Origin of the sequence: Vibrio sp. 1180_3 (assembly GCF_029478545.1) — a bacterium.
GTDB lineage: Bacteria > Pseudomonadota > Gammaproteobacteria > Enterobacterales > Vibrionaceae > Vibrio > Vibrio aestuarianus.
Genome location: NZ_SJFM01000008.1, coordinates 69,190 through 87,939 on the forward strand (window position 1 = coordinate 69,190; position 18,750 = coordinate 87,939).

Consider the following 18,750-nt stretch of genomic DNA (forward strand, 5'->3'; position numbering starts at 1 on the left):
CATTGAAAACGTCACATATTATTAAAATGCGCTTTTTAGCTGCCCTATTTCTGGTATCGATTTATTTAGGCAATAAAAAACCCCGACCTAAACTAGATTGAGGGTTTTGTGTCGGAGAGTAATAAGTTTGACACAAAATTATTCATCTCTTACATTTTGTTTAGGTGTCAGCTAGCTTTCAGATGGCATATACACCGTCATCTGTCATCGGTTTCTCCGTGACAAGGTAGAGTATAGTAGATTGAGCATCGCTCCCCTTTGGTCCCACATCTAGGTGTTGGGAAGAGGCGGCTATAAAATTAGGATATATGTCTCTGTGGATAATTTTTTGGTTATCTGATGTTCTATTAGTGATTAGTATGGCGGTTAGCGTATATTTTGATGTTCGGTATTGTTTTATTGGTTTGAGATCAAAAAGGGATGCCGATCTGCCCATAAAGAGAATATCCAAGCGAAGTTGTTTTTTTATCAGACTCTCAACTACTGGCTTGGTAAGGTTTTTCAGTCTAGGTGGTGCATAAAAATCATGACTTGCGTATTGTATTAGCTCTTTAATCGTAACTGTCGATGATTGAGCTAAGCGTGCTTGTTGTAACTCATCTTTCGATTTTTCGGCTTCTTTCGTGATAATCCTTACCATTTCTGATGGGGCTTCATCTTTAGTTTCTACAGCAAACAAGTCAATATAAACAAGCTCATTTGTTTCCTCTAGTCTCACCTTAATCCTTGTGGCTGGGAACTGCGCGATAGGCGTGATATACAACACACCGGCTGCTGCCGAGAGGCGCAATCTGGAATGTAATTTTTCTGGGATGCCTAGGCTGATATTATCAGGGAACTCAATAATTTTTTCCTTGTTTACTTCCAGACGGATCTTTAGCGGCCTTTTATCCCAAACCAACATTTCGGTAGCGAATGAGGATGTGGCGAGGATAGACAATGCAAACAGTAAACATATCTTGTGTATCAATATCTTCATCGATTACAACTCCGTAATTTCCTTTGGATGACCTTCGAATCCGGTAATGATGATTCCTAGGGGGTTTTGGTCGTAGTTGGTTTCTATTCTTTCGACTTTGAGTGGGTATCTAACTTTTACGTTCTGAACTCGCTCACCAAGAAAGAAATCTTCAATAACAACATCGATAAGTACAATCCATGATTGGTTCTTGCTTTGTTCTATCACTCGCTTATCAAAATTGAACATAGTCCCAGGAACGAGAGTGATGCGACGACGACGATCAAGCTCTCCTTTTAAATCCATATCCTTATACTGTACTTCTAGCTGTTCACGGAAGCGATCGCTAAAGTAGTAACGATATGCATCTAGATTGGCTATCGCGTCTTTCTTGCCATCTTTAATCCATGTATTTAATTCTATCCATAAGTAGGATGTATCGGAGAGGATTCTCGATTTAGGAATATCTCCGATATTCATAATGGCTCCGTTTGCAGTATTGGGTGGAATGTAAACGGTAATCTTATCGGGAGCCTTAATGAGAGCGTAGAGCGAAAGACAAAGAGCTACGGATAGCATCAGTATCGTAATCCTTAGTGACACGATATGATTGGAATGTTCTTGCAGCATGGATACCATTTTTTTTGGCAGTTTTACGCCGTTCATTTAGTTTTCCTATTGTCTCTCCCGGTATGCCAATGCGTTGTGCCGACAAATCCGAACTTAAGTTTGACACCCAAGATTCCTCTGAATTGAATATGACGCTTTAGATCAACCCATAACATATAACTAGGACGCCCCTGTTTAGCGATGTATGCTCGATGAGAGCCTGCGGATGTAATTATTCCGCTAAGCACTACACTGCCAACTATGCCAAATGCATAGTGGCCGAGCATAAATTCACCGATAGGGATGAAAATCAAAGCAGAACCAATCATGGTTATCATAAAGCAGGTTATTAGTTCTTGATGCGTAAACCCACCAATGGCCGGAGCCTCGTAATCCAGAGAATCCAACACCACATCAATTGTTCGTTCGTCTCTTTCTGACATACGTTAAACTACAAAATCTTTTCTGCTTGAGTAAGCAAAACGATGCCAACCACAGCAACAGCTAAGCCACCAACGGCAACACCAGTAAGGTCGGCCCATTCCTTTTTACCTTTGTGGATTTCCCAGAAGGTTTTTACCATTGCCGCTGCAACCGCGATCAATAGACCTGCCCCAAAAATTTGAGCGACGAGCTCTATTCCAGATTTACTAAACTCTCGCCCCATTTCGATATAATCTCCCTTGTCGGCACCTTGAGATGGCGCGGAAGTAGGAAGTTTCGCATAGACTTGTTCGGTAAATAAAATTGCACCAAGTAAAATTTTCTGTTTGATTTTTTTCATAAATCCTCGGGGTCATAAACTGAGTAAAACGATAAATGCTGTGATAATGGTTAGTAATCTAGCGCTTAAGATTACCGCTTCTTTATTGGTGATCTGCGATTTGACCAATGCTGCATCGTAAATGCCAGCTAATGCCCATGCCGTAAAAATCAAGCTGATGGCTGCTGCTACTCCTTTTATCAAAAAGGCTAGATTTTGCCATGAGCCACTGCCAATCACGTCGTTAAAGGCCACCTCTGGCGTTTTTGTATTTGGATCGGGAGCAAATACTTGAGCTAGGGCTGGAGTTGTTATGATCATCATAACCACACCTAGGGCCATAAAAGCCAACCAAAATTTGTTTATCTTGTTTGTCATTTAGCCTCCACCTGTTGAGTGTCAATATCTAAAGTAATGCTTCTATATTCTTCAAGTGGAGCGTCTAAATGATGTTTTAGTTTTTTTACAATCTCTGCCGCATCTCTTTGTACCGCTCGGTAATTCAGAGTAATCCTATGGTTTGGATCTGCAGCATCTTCAGCATCGATCAAGAGCGTTTGATTTAAGATTTCGAGTTGCTGAATATATCGTTCCAAGAATTCCCTTTCTTCCCAGACTCCAGCCATTGCACTTGTTGCAAAAAAACAGAGTCCAAAAGTGATCAGATATTTGTACATTCGCCATACACCATTTCTTTGTATTCTCCCTATAGAAGAAATACACCTTCGATACCAATCAATTAGAACTGCCCTATTACTGGCATCACTACCAGTATTTCTTATAAGACGCGACGACATTACGTGTAAAGAAAGCCGTGACCAGCGCACTTGGTAGCATGACAACCCCCGCTTCTAACGTATTAGGAATGGCCACATATAAAAATAAAACGGTGTATGAGCTACTTTTGAATGCAAGAAACCACCACTCAATTTTGTCTTGTGAGTCTCGAGCACCTTTATACGTGTTGATTTTTCTCTCAACAGTACCGTCCACAAAACCCGCCCCAATAACTACCAAGCATGGAATAACCATTGAAATTATGGACAGTAATTTAGCAAACCAAGTAAACGTGACGATAATCCAAATTGACATGAGATCTGGGATCGCAAGAAGAACACTTACTGCGATATTTTGTATTGTAGCGAGGTGGTTATCGTTGTTTTGAGGTTGTAGCTTTTGAGCTATTGTGTCGGTGAACAGTTGGGTTCGACTAACAATCGTTGGGATATCAAGGAACGTTAATACGCTTTTTTCGGTATATTCCATTATATGGTTACCACCCAACCACTCACCGGTATTTTTAAATGCAGTGATGGTTTGATAGCGCTCTAAACTACGATTCATTGCATCGTCGTGGATGAAATACAAACCGAATTCAATCAATAGGCACATTCCACCAGCCACGATAGATACACTGATTATTTTGAGAAGAATTCCTATCAAAAAAGAAACAACCGGCAGTTTCACTGAAGACTTCCGGCCTTTCCCTTTGGATTCAGGTTGTTTGGTGCTTTCGCTCATTGTGCCGCCTAGTTAGCGTATGCCGCTAATATTTGCTTAGGCGTTAGATATCCCTCAAATGGATACCCTTTAATGAAAAATGCTGGGGTTCCACCTACGCCTAAAGCGCGGCCTGCTTTAAAATGCTCTTGAACAACTGGCGATATTTCACTTCCGGCAATGTATTCACCTTTAAAAGCGGCTTGCAACAGCATGTATGGGGCTGTACTTTCCGCTATTGTTGACATCGTTTTTGCTGTCGTATCGGTCAGGCCATATCTAGGATACAGCATGAACTCTATCGTGATCCCGGCTTGTGTGTAATCATCTATATTTTCATGGACTTTTTGACACCAACCACAGCTAATGTCAGTAAACATTTGAACAACGGCTTTTTCATTTTCGGCTTTGTGTACAATTTTGTTGGGGATGGTATCGATATAACGCTTGAAGTCGGCTTGGCTGACGAGACTTAAGCTGTTATCTGTTAATTTTAGAGGGGTAGCACCAGTTAAGAACACTCCCTTTTCTTTATCAACGTAGATAACACCTTGGTTGGTGATTAGTGTTGTTAGATTCAAAGAGCTTAACTCAGCGTTTTGGGAGCTCTGATAGACCTCCACCCCTTCTGAGTTTAAATATTGCTCTATGTCACTCGCTAATGCACTATTTGCCGTGAGCGTGAAAAGACCCGCAATGACTAGGCTATGAAAAATCGCACCATGTCGCATAACCGACTACTCCTTGATAAAAATATGTTCTCGTACCCGAGCTGTTTTCTGCTGTTGAACGGAAATAGACTTTCCAGTTGGCACCGCTATTAACATCCCATGCCGCAAAGTTTTTGACGTTATATTGCAAGTCAGTCGTACCTAACGATACCGTCCAGACTTGTATTTGAGGTGAGTATCCAACTGGGCAAGAAGGTTTGGTGATCGTCTTCCCACTTGAATTTGTGACGATTGTCGAACCCATTTTTATGCTACCAGTGAGCGCGGTTCTATCTGTAACACCTTTGAAGCTAATATCATCGACATCATTGATATATTTGACGTTATTGAGGTCGAAATTGCCATAATCCCAATCATTCGTCATTTTTGTCGTGCCATCTCTTCGCACTAAATTGTCTTGCGCGATGCTTGAGCCAGGGCGAGTGAACTGCATGGTGACATTGCCCGATGCATCTTCCGTATAACTCGGTAATTGGCTAATTTCCTTTCTAATTATCATCTGTTTTTTTAGCGGCTGAATTCCCGCCAATGAGAATGTAATTCGAAAAGCTGGATAGTTATCGGCAGGATCGATAAATGGAGCGATCGTCATTAATTGATCGGCATTTCCGGTGGTCACCCATGGTAACTTTACTAAGCTGATGCACTGACCTGCATTTTCTTGAGCTATTGTGCAGTCATTTAAATAACCTTGGCTAATCAGCGCGGTGGCATCTGCTGGATAAGTTGCTATTGATGTTGGAGGTGTGCCGACAGTAATCCCATCAATATATGCTCTTTGCATCGCTTCGTGTACGGTGTTAATGCGCTTAACGGCTGTTTTGGCTATTAATTCATATTGCCAAACTCTCGCTGCCTTAGCGATCATAATGGAGATAACAATCAATATCACCAGAGCCATCAATGTTGCCAGAAGCGCATCTCCACTCTGCTTTCTCGTTTTGTATATCATCGTTATCCTTGGCAATGTGTTGATGTCATATTCTGCAATACAATATTGGAGTTGTTACGACTGAAATATTGCTCAAAGCGAATGTTGTTTGACGTTATGGAGGCTGTATTGGGTAGATTGAATAGCGATCTAGCATCGTAGTGTGGAATGGCAACAGAGATAATCATGAGCTCGACCCTTCCTGTAGTTGAATTAGCTCCATAACTCAACAAAGCACTACTGCTATCAAAGAAATTAGCCTCCAAGTACCGACTGTCTAGCATCCCTTTTACAACTAACTGCATAGGGGTTATAGGTGGAGGAATGACGTTATAGCAACGCGTCGTTGTGTTTACATAGTCGTAATAATAGGCTTGCATGGCAATAAAACTGTCTGACTGAAATTCTTCAATTTGGGCAGTTCTGATTGCCGATTTTGTTAATTTCGCTCCTGCATTGGCGGTAATCAAAACCAGTGTGATGATAACAACAAGGCTAGCGGTGACCCCTATCGCAGTGATACCGCTTTGCCTTTTGATTCCGATGCGTCTCACAGGCATTAGTTTTAACTACAATGTGAGTGTTAGAGTGGTGCCTGCGACCGTAACAGTGCTACAGCCAGTGACAGAGGTACATTGATCTGCCGTCATTCCCGCCAAGCCATCTGCAATTTCATTTACTCGAGCGGCTGGCAAATTCGTAATTTTCAGTGACTTCAAAGAAACGTTGCTAGCGGGAGCTAGTTCAAAACTACCACCAAATGCATTGGTATTGGCACCCGTACCACCAGCGCCACCACACGTTGTCGCCCCTACAGATTGCTGACCTACCGCACATACAGCGGTCATACTAAGACCCGTAAAGTTACTTTTTAGCCCTTTCCATGTATCTGCTCCAGAGCTTATCTCGGTTACCTGATTGGTAAGTCTCCATTTTTTCAATCGGAACATACCTTCTTGAAATACACTTGTCAGAACAATGGATACGAGAATTAAAATAATAAAACCCAAGGTAATTTCTACCCAAGTAAGCCCTTTTTTACGATTGAGCGCTAATGCTAGAACTGATTTTTTTGACATGTTTAAACTCCGAATTTGTTTGTCACTTATCTAACTAACTCATCCGTTTTTATGAGTTAGTTGATGTGCCCTTTTAATGGTCTTTACATGGTATTAATGCTTAACACCAAGAAAACTACGGCAGAAAAGAATCCAAGTAGAGATGAATAAAGCAATACAAGAAACCCTGTCGTGGTGATGGAATTGATTTTATCTATTTGACGTTTAAGCTTTAGATTATGCTCATTTGCTGAGGCTTGTAATCTGTCACCGACAGTGCTTGCGCCACTAGCGCGTTTTAGGCGGTTGTTTTCTCTAGCGTCGATTAAACCGGTATCTAAAATGTAGCCAATATTACCTTTACCAACGTTATTGGTTACATTTGATTCCATTAAGGCTAGGTGGTATCGACAATAACGAGTAGTCCTCCCCTTTAAGAATTGAAGCATCTTTAATGTAGATAGGTTGGCATTTAGCAAGGTAGCCATTGTTGATAATGTTGCACCGGCACTCATGAGTCGGTATTGCTTAAAAAATGGGATCATGTCAATTCGATTCCGAATTGGCCCATGAACAAAATTAACGACCACATAGACGACTATTGGTAGGGATAGAGTTCCCAATATTATCGCTATTGAGTTTTCGTACAAAAATTGACTGTAGTGGTAGTACATTTGCGAAATAGAAGGCCATCGGCCGAGCGGTGTCATCATCGTTAACTGGGAAAAAACATAGTTTCCGATAGCGCCCGTAGCAAGGAAAACACACAGAAGCTTTACGCCAGGAATGATGAATGCTTTAAGTAATTTCCCTATCAATCCTTCACTCGCCTCTAGCGCTTCTTTTGCTCGAAGAAAACCAGAGGCGAGGTCGTGAGACTCCTCCCCTGCTTTAATGGTTTGAAGGGTGATTTCACTGACGATACCTTCAAAGGCGGTATATATTGGCTTGGTGTTCCGAATGGCGTAGTACATTCTTTTACCAACTAACTTTTCGATTGGTTGTCCAAATTCTGACAAATCTAGGGCCACGTCGATAATCGCCATATCACCCGACAATAGGTTGGCTATATCTTCTAAAAGATTTATTTTGTCAGATACGGCTGTGAATTTTATGCTTAGATTCTCAAGAAAAGATAACTTCATCGCTGCCTCACAGTACCGACATTTCTTTATAAATGGTCCCGAATTCCTCTTTAACCAGCCCATCTACTTCTTCGATTACCGAACGATAATCAACAATCCCGGCTAGCAATTTTAATTCAGCGTGCTCCCTGATAGATGGCCACCCCTGCTCTATAAGATAATTTTTCCATTCGTTTAATCGCAAATCTCTGATAAATTCGCGCCCTTTATCGTCAACAAGGATCAGTTCGAACAATGCGGTTCGACCTTTCTCACCTCGCCCATTACATTCGTCACACATCTCTCCAGTTGCATTCCTATACGCCACGTCATCAACAGATTTCCTCTGTTGCTCACTTATCGTATTTACCGCGTCATAAGCCGCTTTCAAGCTTGGATCTTGGGCAAATTTTTGTGGCGCATCTTTATGAGAGATTTTGCATTTAGGGCAAAGCTTTCTTACTAAGCGTTGATGCGCTAAAGCGGTTAGTATTCCTGGTGCTGCGAGTTGAGTGATTGGAACGTTTAATTGTTCGGCTACGGTCGTAATTGTTGCTATTGCAGAGTTGCAGTGGATCGTACCAACCATCACTTGACCGGTGGATGCTAAGCGCATAAAGCATGCTGCTGCTCCCTTAGTTCGAACCTCCCCAAAATACAATACGTTTGTATCGTGACGTAAGAGAACGGCCCCATATACTTCAAAGGTTTTTGTGTGTTGTTTTGACTTAGGGTCGATATAACTTTCGTTTATTGAAGTAGCAAAGTGGTTTCGCCCAGAACGATGAAACTCAACGGGATCTTCTAAGGAGTGGACTACCTTAGAGTCTTCAATGGTATTTAGTGCGCAGTTGATAGTCGTTGTCTTACCTGAACCTGTTGGCCCACTCACCAATATTGCACCTTGAGCGGCATTCACTACGTGAGTGAATCCTCTCACATGGCCCTTCGACAATCCAAGCTCGCTGAGCTTTGGTAGTTGGCCAGAGCCGGTATCTAGATTTCGGATTGTAATCTTTGCACCATCATCAAGAGGGATTTGGCTAAAACGCCATTTAATTGATTTGGTAATTTTGATGGGTGTTCCACTAGATTGGACGTGGTTTACTGCCACGTCCATTTTAAAGGTTTCATCTATCTGTGCATTTAAAGAGTATTGTTGTTGTTTTCCTAGCGCCATAACAGCACCAGCACCAATGTTTCTACCGTAATCGATAGACTGATCTTCAATCATTTTTGAAAACCGACCATCAAGACGATGGTTAACTTGGGTTATGGCTTTATCTTCAATCAGCTTTAAATGGATATCTGAAATGCCACCATTAGCCGCGAGTTCTAGCAATCGTTTTAGTTGTAAGAGGGATTCCGTTGTCTCTGTATTGTTATGTTGTGACGATTGTGTGTTGTCCATTTTGATATTTTGAACAGCATCCTCAACCAGACTCTTATCTACATGGATAATTTGAGGTTCAATACCAAAGTATTTGCCACCAAATGCAGTTTGGCTTTCCTTAAACTTCTCAATTACGTCATCATAATCACCGTCTTGGTACGTGCATAGATTACCATCAGTATTGAAAAAACAGTCGCTACGTTCAGATAGAATATTGCGAAGAGCCTCGTCTAGCTTAATACCCTCAATGTATTCCATCGATTATTCCTCCACCACGCCATCTACGCTAAAACCCGTGTGCCCAATGGTTCGCGTGACATTGCCTTTGATAAGTGTCATGGTGACTGCATCTGGCTTTATTGAGTCGAAACGAAAATCGCCAACCCTAGCCCCTTGAGTTGCCTTGATTAATTGGCCATCAATTCTTACCCATGCGTTTGTCTTGTCACTCTCAACAATGATTGATGCTACTTTGACTCGAGAAAATGAATCTTCTATCTGAGAGTCAGTGATCCCCGAAGCAAGCAAGGTTGGCTTAACGGTTTCAAACTCAGTAAAACCTTGATCTACGCTTGGCGTTTGATTTGCATAGTTAATCGACTGAGATGATGAAGGTGCATTATTGACAGGGGCACTTGATACTCCATTTTGTTGATTCTTTAGGGCGCTATTCTCATTTTTTAATTTTGTCAGCAGGTTGCTTCGCATTAATTGGATGATCTCTTTATCTTGCTCCGTTAATACTAAGCTCCTTTTTACGCCTCTTGGAACAGGCTCAGGTTCAATAATTGCTTTCACAATATTGCCGTTTGCATCGGTTGTTTCTAGAGTCTCAAAGGCAGTGTTCGTTCTTGGTGCTGCGTTTGATGCAATGTCTACCGTTTCTATTCTATTGGTTTGGATTGGAACCAAGTCAATGCTTTGAGATTGTCTGTTTCTTGCTTGATCTGCAACAGCCATTGCTATTTGTTGATTTGGGTTTGTTGAAATTTCAGGAGATTCATAAAAAAACTGATAGTACCCGGCCCCTAGCGTAATAAAGAATAGTACGGCTATAAGTGGTAATTTTTTTTTGTCTGAGTCAGAAAGTGCCATTATTTATCTCCCTACGATGGTTACAGTTATATCTATGTTGATTTTTCCAAGAGAGCTGTCCAGTGGACGAATCGTTAACTCATCAATGAAAATTGGGCGGTCATACATCGTGTGTGCGAAAATATCCAAGTAAGCTAAAGAGACATCTTCCAATGTAATGTTCATTTTTTGTTTTGTGTAAAGAGGGGCGATGAATGCTTTATTTGACTTCACCTTTGCCCCCATAACTATCATTTCATCCATAAAGGAATCGCGTTCCTGAACAAAGTCGCCAATATCTTTTGTCCATCTAAACCAATCATTCGTCTGTATTGGGAAGATAAAACTCGCTTGTTGACCATCGATAGTTATGAATTCTCCGTTCGCATCTTCTTTGCGAAATTGTTTGAGTGCTTGAGTTTGACCATTCGAGTTCTCTATCTCAGCGACTAATTGCCCATTTGTTAACGTTATGGCGTCAATGCTCCAGCCAATTGGCAGCTTAAATGCCGCCAATGTCATGGCTATCAGTGATTGATGTATGTTGTGGTACTCCACAGCGTGACTAATGTTTTGTTTGTATTCGTGATATTTATCCATCTTAATCGTAATGATTTTTTTTTGCGGCGGCGGCGGCGGTGCTGAGCTTTGTTCTGGCCACAACAACCAAAGCAAAAATACCAACGCAATAGCCCCTCCACCTATTGCAAGCGTTTTTTTTCTTTGGATCGATTCTAGGTCAGTTAATCGATGGGGTGTTTCTTGTAATTCAGGAGTGGTTAGTTCATTAATTTGATAATGCGTAATGCCACTGCGAGCTTCAAACAAAGAGCCTTCCGTTGTGAATATGGGCTTATTATTAAACTCAAGTTCACTTACTTGCTCTTCTAGGAGTACATCAATTCTAGTGATCAACCAGCCTTTAACGGTCATTAGCGTGAATGTTTTATGATTTTCACGCAGCAATAGATAGTAATTGCCACCAGTAATAGAATTAGCATGCGCTTCTTCTATCTTATCCGCATAAACCTGAGCGGTGATTACACCAGTTTCATTAGAGCTGAATCTCGTTAGTCGCTCATTTTTAATTAGGACATAATCGTATTTTGCGGCATTTGCATGTCGCATTAGTTGTAAGTTGTCTTTTTCACTCCGAGAAGTAAGCGACGCCACCTGAACCGTTATACTTAGCATACGACCCCTTACTTGTTGTAAGTGATTTTTCTTGGTGTAAGCAACACTAAGGTATCTATCACTTTGTTTGAGCCTGCATTACCAGTAGGGACATCTAAATAACTATTTTGTACTGATTCGTTTGTTTCTTGTCGCATGTGAGTGACGATTATTGTGTTGTTATACTCATAAGCACCACTAATATTGAACCTTGATTGGCGGGTTCGAGGTGAGCGAATTGTAACGCCATTGATCTCTTGATCATCCCACTTCAACAATTTTGATAGGACGCCATTGAGCTTTAAATAAACCTTGTCACGTTGGATGGATGGAATCGCTAGCATTTTGACTCCATCACGAACCTCTGCCGTTTCAATGGATGTCGTCGGTATATCGCTGTCAGCACCCTCATATTTTGTTGTTGTTGTTGCTATGTAAGATTGGATAGCACTAAGGTCAATTTCTTGGACCATATGGTTACTGGCTTTTACTTTTTGAGAAGTACGGACACTGACTTTACCTGTCACACGAAGAGCGTTGATCATAGCTGTTGTGCCATCCCACGCTCCTTTTGTTGCCGTGTATACCAAACCTACACCTTGTAGGGCATCGGAGAAGCTAGGGGTTTTTACACCTAACGAAATATTTCCGCTTCCCGCAGCTCTCTTCAGTTGAGCGTCAATGCCAAATTCTGTTCCATCATCAGCTTGATATTCAATTACAGCAATTTCTAATTCTACCGATTGAGATAGAACATCGACCATTCCTTGAACGTAATCGTCGATTAAAAGCATCATTGCTGGAGATGTTCTTACCACTATTGATGAAACTGCTTCAATTTTTTCAGCATAACCCAACGTTTCTTGCTCTGCTGTTGAGGTGGTTAATTGACCGCGATCGCTGTCTCCAGTCGTAATGTTGGCTTCACCATTGAGAATTTTATTGATGCCTTTATAGATTTGATCTGTGAGATTGTATTTATCGACAGCTGTACTTGCGTATTGACCATCGCTTCCACCGGTTTTGGATATTTCACCGCCTAGTGCTTCGCTAGCTGATGCACTTGAACCACTAGAGCCATCTGACCCCAATTGAAATGAATTATCCCCCGCAGTTGTTGGTAACACGTATGTTTTGGTTGTGAATTTATCAACCATTATTTTGTCTTCTGTTGCGGTAAATCCATAGTTTGACGTTAAGGCCAGAATGTTTAGAGCCTCTTTCTTTGTACCCTCAAAGGTCGCGCTGATCGCTTTATTTGGATCAACAGCAAACCCGTACTCCAATTTGACGTTTTGGCTTACAACATCTTTTAAAACGATCGATAGGGGCATGTTTTTAGCTATGATTTTTGTATTTTCTTCATACCAAGTTGGATCTGTACTCACCACTATCTCTTCAACTGACTGAGGTGGACGGTCGAGAACTATGACTTTTTGATATTTTTCTTTATCAAGCTGTTCGGTAATTTTCGCGCCATCCACTTCAGTCACTCGTTTGAAGTCATCATGTCGAGTTGCTGTTGTACATCCGACAATTGCAACTAACAGAGCAGTAAATGTAATAATTTTTAACTTTGCCATTTGTTGCTATTCCTCTGTTAATACGTAGGTAGTGCGTGTGGACGGTACAACTGCCCCTCTTAAACGAGGAAAGTCTGTAAGTAATGTTTCGATTGCTTGTTTTACATTCCCTTCTTCGGTAACTATTGGGTATGGGAATGAAACCTTGTAATCCTTGGCCAAATAGTGTTCTTTAGTCGCCTTCCATCCGTATGCATTTGTAAGTCTGAGGAAGTTGTCTCGTAGAGAACCTTCAGCCACTGAAAACATATAAGTTGGTTGTTTAGTGGTGGTTAGTATCGCTTCTTTTTTAATTTCATTTAGTCGCAAATAAAGGTTGAGATTTTTTTTGCTTTCATCAGAAATCCAACCTTCTCTTTCATTCTTCTTGTTAGCTATTGCTTGTGCCAGAGCTAAGTCCATTAATTGAGTTGCAACTGCTTCGAACTGGCCATAGAAATCTTGGCTAGAAGTGACGAGCTGACTTAATACTTTGGTTTCATCGCCATTAATTAATTTCCCAACTTTTTCATAGCCTTCAGCAGCTAACCATCGGAAGATCACTTGCTCGTAGGTTTCACTTTCATATGCACTATGAAATTTCTTTACCTGGTCGGGGTTGCTGCCAGTAATTCGAATTGAGGGCGGTTTACCTATAATGGTCGCTGTTTTCGATTCATGATCGAGAATTAATTGATAGCCAAGTTCTGATTTGGCCACTTCGCTTAACCAATCTTGATTTCGAGCATTCATCGTTGCGTTTTCTAGCAACGCTTTACTGGCCTTATCAAATTGAGAGTATTTAACACTATCTTTATCAACTTTCTGTTCGAGGGCTCGATTCGCATTTTTATCTAATGATTTGATTAATGGGGAATAACCCTCTCGGTCTAGCCAACGAACCAATACTGCGCCATAGGTTTCACCAGCAAAGATCTCAAAGGCTTTCGTTGTTGAATTTTGATCTATCGATGTGGTTTGTATGGCGACACCGTTATGCGAAGGTAGCGTATTAGGCGTTTGAGCCATGACCTTTGACGGCTCTTTGGACTTTTTCTCGATAGGCTTCACCGTATTACCCTTCGGAACCACGTTGCTGCTTAAACTCGCATTGTCTTGAGGCGCATCTGACTCGGTGAGCTTGTCGATTTGCGGTTGGTTCATAGCTCCATTCTTTGCCATAGGCTTTGGAGTTTCTGTGTTGCTACATCCGAAGATCAAGCTCGCAAGCATTGTGGCTAAAATGGTTGTTTTGGTTTGCATCATTATGCTTTTCTCCCGCGCACTATGATTCGTTTCGTTGAGTCAATGACCTCAATATCTAGTGGGTATTGTTGGATAACGGTTTCCATCGATGATTTCGCGTACTGAGTGAGTACCGTCGTGTAAGGGGTAAATATTTGGTAATCTTTCGCTTTGTATTCCAAGGTGTAACCATAAAAAGACGCAATTCTCGCAAGGTTTAATCGAGTTGTGGTTGCTTCAACATCAAAACTTCTCACAACTTCATTTTTACTGAATGGATGCAAAATTAACTTGTTTGTAGTTACCTCATGTACTGCCGTTACCGTTACATGACTATTTTGACGAATCAGTTCTTCATTGATAAATTTGGTGATCACGCTCATGGGTGTTCCACCTACAACAAAATCTGTCTTTGGGATTTTTTGAAGCAAAAAATTCTCATGTGCAGTATCTTTGAAGTACCACACCACACCATCAAAATTGGCGTGATTAGCCCAAGCGTCGATTGTGTCCTTTACAGAAAAATCCTTGTAATAGTGGTATTCCAATGCTCCCTGCTTCTTGACTAGCTCTAAGTCATTAGCTTTTTCAATTTCTTTGCGCTGAGCTTCAGAACGGTCAAACTTTGGAGTGAATATGTGTGGTTGCTGTAATCGTTCATTTAGAGAAAATGGATAGATGGTAACTGCGTTATTTTTTTCATCGTAAATAGGTAACAGACCGGAACGGTCAAATAGCTCTAAAAATGCAGACTGTGGGTCACTGAAATTAAGATTGATACGCTTAGATCGTAATTGTTGGTACTCGTATGGATTGAGCTCTTGCGTCCATTCTACAAATTCGATTCCTAGCTCATCAGCTAATTTATTTGCGGCTGTTAGGGTTTGAGAACCTGCTAGCACTCGGAGTTGAGCGAATTCTACCGTGGGGAATTCCATTGGTATTGACTCGCCAATCAATGGTGTATTGGTGTTGGCTACTTCTTCGTTTTTACTATCCGTGGATGTAGTAGTGGCACATCCGGTTAATATGCCCCCCACCAAATACAACAACGCTAATTTCTTCATCGACCATTATCCTTGTGTTTCTTCCACTAGATAACAACGATTCGTAAACTCAGCGATAACTTAACTGCCCTAAAAATGGTCAAGTGGTTCTTTGTGTTGGCACGTTGGATAGTTAGTGCAACCAATGAACGCTTTACTCCTCCCTTTTCCTTTTATGATCCTCATTTGAGATCTACATCGAGAACATTGCTTGTAGAAAAGCTTTCCGACCAAATCTCCGAATATTTTTTCACAAGATTGGCATTTCCAGAAAAAACCATTTTTACCTTTTATTCTAATCGCTGACTGCTTGCAAAGTGGGCATGTCGCTGTCGGTCTTTCCGCTTCCGTACTTGAGCCTTGTGTTTTCATTCCTTGCGGGATAGCTAATCCACTAATTTTCACCTTATTGACTTCCGCACTAATAAATTCATCAACTACAGACCAAAATTGCTCCACGGTCATCTGCTTTTGTTCTATCTGTTTGAAATAATGAGACCAAATTGCTGTCGTGTTGGGTGACGTTAAGCTAACTGGAAGAAGATCGAATAAAAGCTCCCCTTCTGGAGTTGGTAATATTTTTGCTTTTGCGATTGGGCCTTTACGATCAAGAAATCCCTTATCAAACAATCCTTTTAATATACTGTCTCGAGTTGCCGCTGTACCAATGCCACCCAATTCATCACCGCCCGCATCTTTATCGAGCATCCATTTTTTTAACCTTTCATCTTCGATATATTTAGCGGTTGATTTTAGATCTCGAAGCAAACTAGCAGTTGTGTAGTCTCCCGGTGGTTTTGTTTCTTGTGTCTGAGCCATAACCAAAGAGTTTGGATAGATTTGTCCTGCAACCAATGCTTCAATCGCAATATCATCATCTTCATTGTCATCATTCACTTCAGACTCAAGGTCATTTCTAAATACAACGCTCCATCCGTATTGAACGACCTTTTGTACTTTGCCCTTAAACTCATGATGCACGCCTTGGTCATTGATTACATCGATGATGTAATCGGTCACTTGCCGTTCGCGTTTCTCTATGAATTGAATTAAGTAATTCCTTGCAATTAAGAGAAAAACTGCCTTTAGCTTATCAGGCATTTCTTCCCACCCCTCAGTGGAGCCAGTCGGTATGATAGCTCCATGCGCTCCGGTCTTACTGCTATTGAATGCCCTGGATTTGATTTGATGATTTGTTAGTTCCACTAGCCCAGAAAAAAGGTCTAATTGTCCCAAATTGCCAATAACTTCTGGGGCATCATTGAAACTTTCGTCAGGGATGTATCTGCAGTCTGAGCGGTTATAGGTGATCGCGTAATACGGAGCCTCACGAAGCTTTTGTGTTAAAGCTAGGCATTCATCGGGGGGGATACCGTATAGGCTTGCCGCATCACTTTGGAGCGCTAGTAAGTCATATGGTAATGGAGGGCTGTCGTGAGTGATTTTTGTGCTAATTGATTTAAGGACAGCGTTCTGACCTGATAACGACCTAGCTAACTGGACAGCTTGAGATTCATTGTTGATGCGGCCCTTTTCGTCAACCTCGTACATATGATTTTCGGGTAAAGTATACCGCCCTTTAAGCTCCCCGACTTGGGTGTTAAACGTACCAACAATGTTGTAATAGGTCATTTTTATATGTGATTTTCGTAAGCGCGTTCTCCTCACAACTAAACCTAATACTGCTGATTGCACTCGACCTACGGTAAATAGTTGTTTTAATCCTTGTGATTGGGCTTGGCACGTCATTAATCGAGATAGGTTATACCCCACTCGCTGATCAGCAACAGCTCGGCTTTTTTCCGTAAGATATAGACCTTGATAGTCGCTATTATTTTGTACATTGTTTAGCGCTTTGGCTATTTTGACCGGGTTATTATCATTGATTAGCAATCTTTTAATGTTTGCCGTGGGAATGCCCATGTATTCAAAAATTTCGTCAGCGATGGCTTGCCCTGCGGCATCGATATCTGTTGCGCAATATATTGTGGTTGCTTTGCGTATAAGTCGCATTACCGTATTGAGCTGAGCTTGAGTCTTTGGATTTGGTTTGTATTCAACACCCCAACTCATAGGGAGTTGATCTATAGACCACTTTTTATATCTCTCATCGATATCTTCTGGATCTTTCAGTGAGAGTAAATGACCAATACACCAAGTTACGATCGTATTTTGGCCGCAATCAATATACCCTTTATGTTTTACCGAGTTGGGGTTTATTACATTGGCTAAATGAGTCCCTACTTCCGGCTTTTCCGTCAAATATAATTCCACATCACTACCCTTTCTAGTTTGCTCTATTTAGTAACGAATGGGTTATGCGCGATGTTACGTTTCACTGCACTTTATCTGGTATCAAGAAACACTTAAGGCAGATAAGTAAGCATTAAAGCGTCCTCATGGCTTAATTCATAAGCTGCCACCAGCTCTTTTCTATTGTCTTTTGTGGAAATTACCGAAAATTTGTTGGGTGTTAAGTATCGAATTTCTATGCTTTCAATATCAAAAGCGTCGATATCCATTGAGTACACGTTTAGCTTGTTAACATTGAGGTTCTGGTGCTCGCTTTCTAAAATAAACTCTAGGCGAGTTTTAGCGTAATTGGTGATCTCTTCGAATAGAGAAAGTTTATCTTCAATGGCCACGATATACTGATTGTTCTTGGATTTTTTTATCACGCATAGTTCTTTCCAGCGCTCAGTTGCCGAACCAAAAACAAAAACAGGCTGGCTCAGGTACTCAATGGCTAATTCGGCCTGGTATCTTGTCATACAGATAATGCCTCGAACATTCAGGACTTCTTGTACCTGCTTCTCTATGAATATAGGCATGCCGGTTAAACCGTATTGGTTTGCGGTAATGGTGTACAACATTTTTGATTCCTTAGCTCAATGCTTTCATAAGTTAGGATACGATCATATTGTAAATTGGAACCCATAAAAAAACCGGAATAAACATTGTTTATTCCGGTCTGGTTTTAAGTGTATTGTGCTAAAAACTCAGGTGCTGTCAACGGAACATTAATAACTTCAATCTTTGTTCGGCATCGAGAGATGCAGTCAGAAATGAACTTTATTCGTGTTGGGTTTCCATTCTTAAGTTTTAGTTCTCGCAGTGTAGCTGTTAAATTATTAAATAGGCTATTTTGCAGTATTTCAGTGCGTACACCTAGCGTTTTGGCGCAGCTTTGAACGGTTAAGTCGTAGTCATAGTCTTCACTAAAACACCAAACTAAACATTCATCAATGCCACTTAACGATGAATTATGCCTACGCAAAATATCAAAGGCATCTTTGACCATTTTAATGTGTAGGAGCTCAAGATCTGCAGCGCTCCAGTTAACAAATTCAGATTCTAAAAGCCATTCCTTGTACTCATCAGGAAAGTCTTCAGGAAAAAGAAGCATCATTAAATCGTTATTAACAGTGCTTTTCTTTACTGATTTTTTGCGTACTGATTTTCTAGGTGTCTTCTCTGTGTTGCATTGTATGTCAACATTTAATGTTAGCTGATTCATGGTTATCTCCTAATTTAAAACCCTTTCGAGTCGTGATGTAACTTAAGTAAATTGGTTTTTATCTTC

21 protein-coding genes are annotated in these 18,750 nt (G+C 41.0%); all 21 read right to left on the reverse strand.

Features of this window, described 5'->3' with window-relative positions; translation table 11 throughout:
* Positions 1–178: 178 nt before the first annotated feature.
* Positions 179–979 (reverse strand): TIGR03749 family integrating conjugative element protein, encoded by an 801-nt coding sequence (locus EYW48_RS07010; protein ID WP_277432104.1) that lies wholly within the window; start codon positions 977–979, stop codon positions 179–181.
* Positions 980–982: 3 nt separating this feature from the next.
* Positions 983–1,624 carry a PFL_4703 family integrating conjugative element protein gene (locus EYW48_RS07015; RefSeq protein ID WP_346780431.1) on the reverse strand — a complete coding sequence of 214 codons (642 nt, stop codon included), beginning with the start codon at positions 1,622–1,624 and terminating at the stop codon, positions 983–985.
* The gene (locus tag EYW48_RS07020) at positions 1,621–2,010 is read right to left on the reverse strand and encodes a DUF3487 family protein (protein ID WP_277432105.1); all 390 of its coding nucleotides are present in this window, start codon (positions 2,008–2,010) and stop codon (positions 1,621–1,623) included. The genes EYW48_RS07015 and EYW48_RS07020 overlap by 4 nt, the downstream gene beginning before the upstream one ends.
* 8 nt (positions 2,011–2,018) lie before the next feature.
* Positions 2,019–2,351 (reverse strand): TIGR03745 family integrating conjugative element membrane protein, encoded by a 333-nt coding sequence (locus EYW48_RS07025; protein WP_277432106.1) that lies wholly within the window; start codon positions 2,349–2,351, stop codon positions 2,019–2,021.
* Between the two features lie 12 nt (positions 2,352–2,363).
* Positions 2,364–2,654 (reverse strand): hypothetical protein, encoded by a 291-nt coding sequence (locus EYW48_RS07030; RefSeq protein ID WP_277432107.1) that lies wholly within the window; start codon positions 2,652–2,654, stop codon positions 2,364–2,366.
* A gap of 50 nt (positions 2,655–2,704) precedes the next feature.
* The gene (locus EYW48_RS07035) at positions 2,705–3,007 is read right to left on the reverse strand and encodes an RAQPRD family integrative conjugative element protein (protein WP_277432108.1); all 303 of its coding nucleotides are present in this window, start codon (positions 3,005–3,007) and stop codon (positions 2,705–2,707) included.
* Between the two features lie 88 nt (positions 3,008–3,095).
* A complete protein-coding gene (locus EYW48_RS07040) occupies positions 3,096–3,851 on the reverse strand; it encodes a DUF4400 domain-containing protein (RefSeq protein ID WP_277432109.1) in 756 nt (251 codons plus the stop codon).
* Between the two features lie 8 nt (positions 3,852–3,859).
* Entirely contained in the window at positions 3,860–4,561 is a 702-nt protein-coding gene (locus EYW48_RS07045; protein ID WP_277432110.1) for a thioredoxin fold domain-containing protein, read from the reverse strand.
* Positions 4,536–5,513 carry a hypothetical protein gene (locus tag EYW48_RS07050; protein WP_277432111.1) on the reverse strand — a complete coding sequence of 326 codons (978 nt, stop codon included), beginning with the start codon at positions 5,511–5,513 and terminating at the stop codon, positions 4,536–4,538. The genes EYW48_RS07045 and EYW48_RS07050 overlap by 26 nt, the downstream gene beginning before the upstream one ends.
* Positions 5,514–5,515: 2 nt before the next feature.
* On the reverse strand, positions 5,516–6,052 hold the full coding sequence (locus tag EYW48_RS07055) for a hypothetical protein (protein ID WP_277432112.1): 537 nt from the start codon (positions 6,050–6,052) through the stop codon (positions 5,516–5,518).
* 9 nt (positions 6,053–6,061) lie between these two features.
* The gene (locus EYW48_RS07060; RefSeq protein WP_277432113.1) at positions 6,062–6,571 is read right to left on the reverse strand and encodes a hypothetical protein; all 510 of its coding nucleotides are present in this window, start codon (positions 6,569–6,571) and stop codon (positions 6,062–6,064) included.
* Between the two features lie 83 nt (positions 6,572–6,654).
* Positions 6,655–7,695, reverse strand: a complete 1,041-nt coding sequence (locus tag EYW48_RS07065; RefSeq protein ID WP_277432114.1) for a hypothetical protein — start codon at positions 7,693–7,695, stop codon at positions 6,655–6,657.
* A 7-nt stretch (positions 7,696–7,702) separates the two neighbouring features.
* Positions 7,703–9,325: an ATPase, T2SS/T4P/T4SS family gene (locus EYW48_RS07070; protein ID WP_277432115.1), complete on the reverse strand. Its 1,623-nt coding sequence runs from the start codon at positions 9,323–9,325 to the stop codon at positions 7,703–7,705.
* A gap of 3 nt (positions 9,326–9,328) precedes the next feature.
* Positions 9,329–10,162 carry a hypothetical protein gene (locus tag EYW48_RS07075; protein WP_277432116.1) on the reverse strand — a complete coding sequence of 278 codons (834 nt, stop codon included), beginning with the start codon at positions 10,160–10,162 and terminating at the stop codon, positions 9,329–9,331.
* A 3-nt stretch (positions 10,163–10,165) separates the two neighbouring features.
* Positions 10,166–11,335 (reverse strand): hypothetical protein, encoded by a 1,170-nt coding sequence (locus EYW48_RS07080; RefSeq protein WP_277432117.1) that lies wholly within the window; start codon positions 11,333–11,335, stop codon positions 10,166–10,168.
* Positions 11,336–11,343: 8 nt separating this feature from the next.
* Positions 11,344–12,897, reverse strand: a complete 1,554-nt coding sequence (locus EYW48_RS07085; RefSeq protein ID WP_277432118.1) for a hypothetical protein — start codon at positions 12,895–12,897, stop codon at positions 11,344–11,346.
* 6 nt (positions 12,898–12,903) lie between these two features.
* Positions 12,904–14,142: a hypothetical protein gene (locus EYW48_RS07090; protein ID WP_277432119.1), complete on the reverse strand. Its 1,239-nt coding sequence runs from the start codon at positions 14,140–14,142 to the stop codon at positions 12,904–12,906.
* Complete coding sequence (locus EYW48_RS07095; protein WP_277432120.1) at positions 14,142–15,188, reverse strand: hypothetical protein; 1,047 nt, start codon at positions 15,186–15,188, stop codon at positions 14,142–14,144. Before EYW48_RS07095 ends, EYW48_RS07090 begins: the two co-directional genes overlap by 1 nt.
* Before the next feature lie 69 nt (positions 15,189–15,257).
* On the reverse strand, positions 15,258–17,441 hold the full coding sequence (locus tag EYW48_RS07100) for a DNA topoisomerase (protein ID WP_277432121.1): 2,184 nt from the start codon (positions 17,439–17,441) through the stop codon (positions 15,258–15,260).
* A 92-nt stretch (positions 17,442–17,533) separates the two neighbouring features.
* The gene (locus EYW48_RS07105) at positions 17,534–18,040 is read right to left on the reverse strand and encodes a hypothetical protein (RefSeq protein WP_277432122.1); all 507 of its coding nucleotides are present in this window, start codon (positions 18,038–18,040) and stop codon (positions 17,534–17,536) included.
* Positions 18,041–18,144: 104 nt separating this feature from the next.
* Positions 18,145–18,684 (reverse strand): hypothetical protein, encoded by a 540-nt coding sequence (locus EYW48_RS07110; protein WP_277432123.1) that lies wholly within the window; start codon positions 18,682–18,684, stop codon positions 18,145–18,147.
* Positions 18,685–18,750: the final 66 nt, after the last annotated feature.

Bases quoted from the DNA above. Each gene is read 5' to 3' on its own strand.
- EYW48_RS07085 (WP_277432118.1), bottom strand. From the start codon at position 12,897: ATGGCAAAGTTAAAAATTATTACATTTACTGCTCTGTTAGTTGCAATT.
- EYW48_RS07055 (WP_277432112.1), bottom strand. From the start codon at position 6,052: ATGCCTGTGAGACGCATCGGAATCAAAAGGCAAAGCGGTATCACTGCG.
- EYW48_RS07045 (WP_277432110.1), bottom strand. From the start codon at position 4,561: ATGCGACATGGTGCGATTTTTCATAGCCTAGTCATTGCGGGTCTTTTC.
- EYW48_RS07010 (WP_277432104.1), bottom strand. From the start codon at position 979: ATGAAGATATTGATACACAAGATATGTTTACTGTTTGCATTGTCTATC.
- EYW48_RS07060 (WP_277432113.1), bottom strand. From the start codon at position 6,571: ATGTCAAAAAAATCAGTTCTAGCATTAGCGCTCAATCGTAAAAAAGGG.
- EYW48_RS07035 (WP_277432108.1), bottom strand. From the start codon at position 3,007: ATGTACAAATATCTGATCACTTTTGGACTCTGTTTTTTTGCAACAAGT.
- EYW48_RS07030 (WP_277432107.1), bottom strand. From the start codon at position 2,654: ATGATGATCATAACAACTCCAGCCCTAGCTCAAGTATTTGCTCCCGAT.
- EYW48_RS07105 (WP_277432122.1), bottom strand. From the start codon at position 18,040: ATGTTGTACACCATTACCGCAAACCAATACGGTTTAACCGGCATGCCT.
- EYW48_RS07040 (WP_277432109.1), bottom strand. From the start codon at position 3,851: ATGAGCGAAAGCACCAAACAACCTGAATCCAAAGGGAAAGGCCGGAAG.
- EYW48_RS07080 (WP_277432117.1), bottom strand. From the start codon at position 11,335: ATGCTAAGTATAACGGTTCAGGTGGCGTCGCTTACTTCTCGGAGTGAA.
- EYW48_RS07075 (WP_277432116.1), bottom strand. From the start codon at position 10,162: ATGGCACTTTCTGACTCAGACAAAAAAAAATTACCACTTATAGCCGTA.
- EYW48_RS07110 (WP_277432123.1), bottom strand. From the start codon at position 18,684: ATGAATCAGCTAACATTAAATGTTGACATACAATGCAACACAGAGAAG.
- EYW48_RS07090 (WP_277432119.1), bottom strand. From the start codon at position 14,142: ATGATGCAAACCAAAACAACCATTTTAGCCACAATGCTTGCGAGCTTG.
- EYW48_RS07025 (WP_277432106.1), bottom strand. From the start codon at position 2,351: ATGAAAAAAATCAAACAGAAAATTTTACTTGGTGCAATTTTATTTACC.
- EYW48_RS07065 (WP_277432114.1), bottom strand. From the start codon at position 7,695: ATGAAGTTATCTTTTCTTGAGAATCTAAGCATAAAATTCACAGCCGTA.
- EYW48_RS07020 (WP_277432105.1), bottom strand. From the start codon at position 2,010: ATGTCAGAAAGAGACGAACGAACAATTGATGTGGTGTTGGATTCTCTG.
- EYW48_RS07015 (WP_346780431.1), bottom strand. From the start codon at position 1,624: ATGAACGGCGTAAAACTGCCAAAAAAAATGGTATCCATGCTGCAAGAA.
- EYW48_RS07050 (WP_277432111.1), bottom strand. From the start codon at position 5,513: ATGATATACAAAACGAGAAAGCAGAGTGGAGATGCGCTTCTGGCAACA.
- EYW48_RS07070 (WP_277432115.1), bottom strand. From the start codon at position 9,325: ATGGAATACATTGAGGGTATTAAGCTAGACGAGGCTCTTCGCAATATT.
- EYW48_RS07095 (WP_277432120.1), bottom strand. From the start codon at position 15,188: ATGAAGAAATTAGCGTTGTTGTATTTGGTGGGGGGCATATTAACCGGA.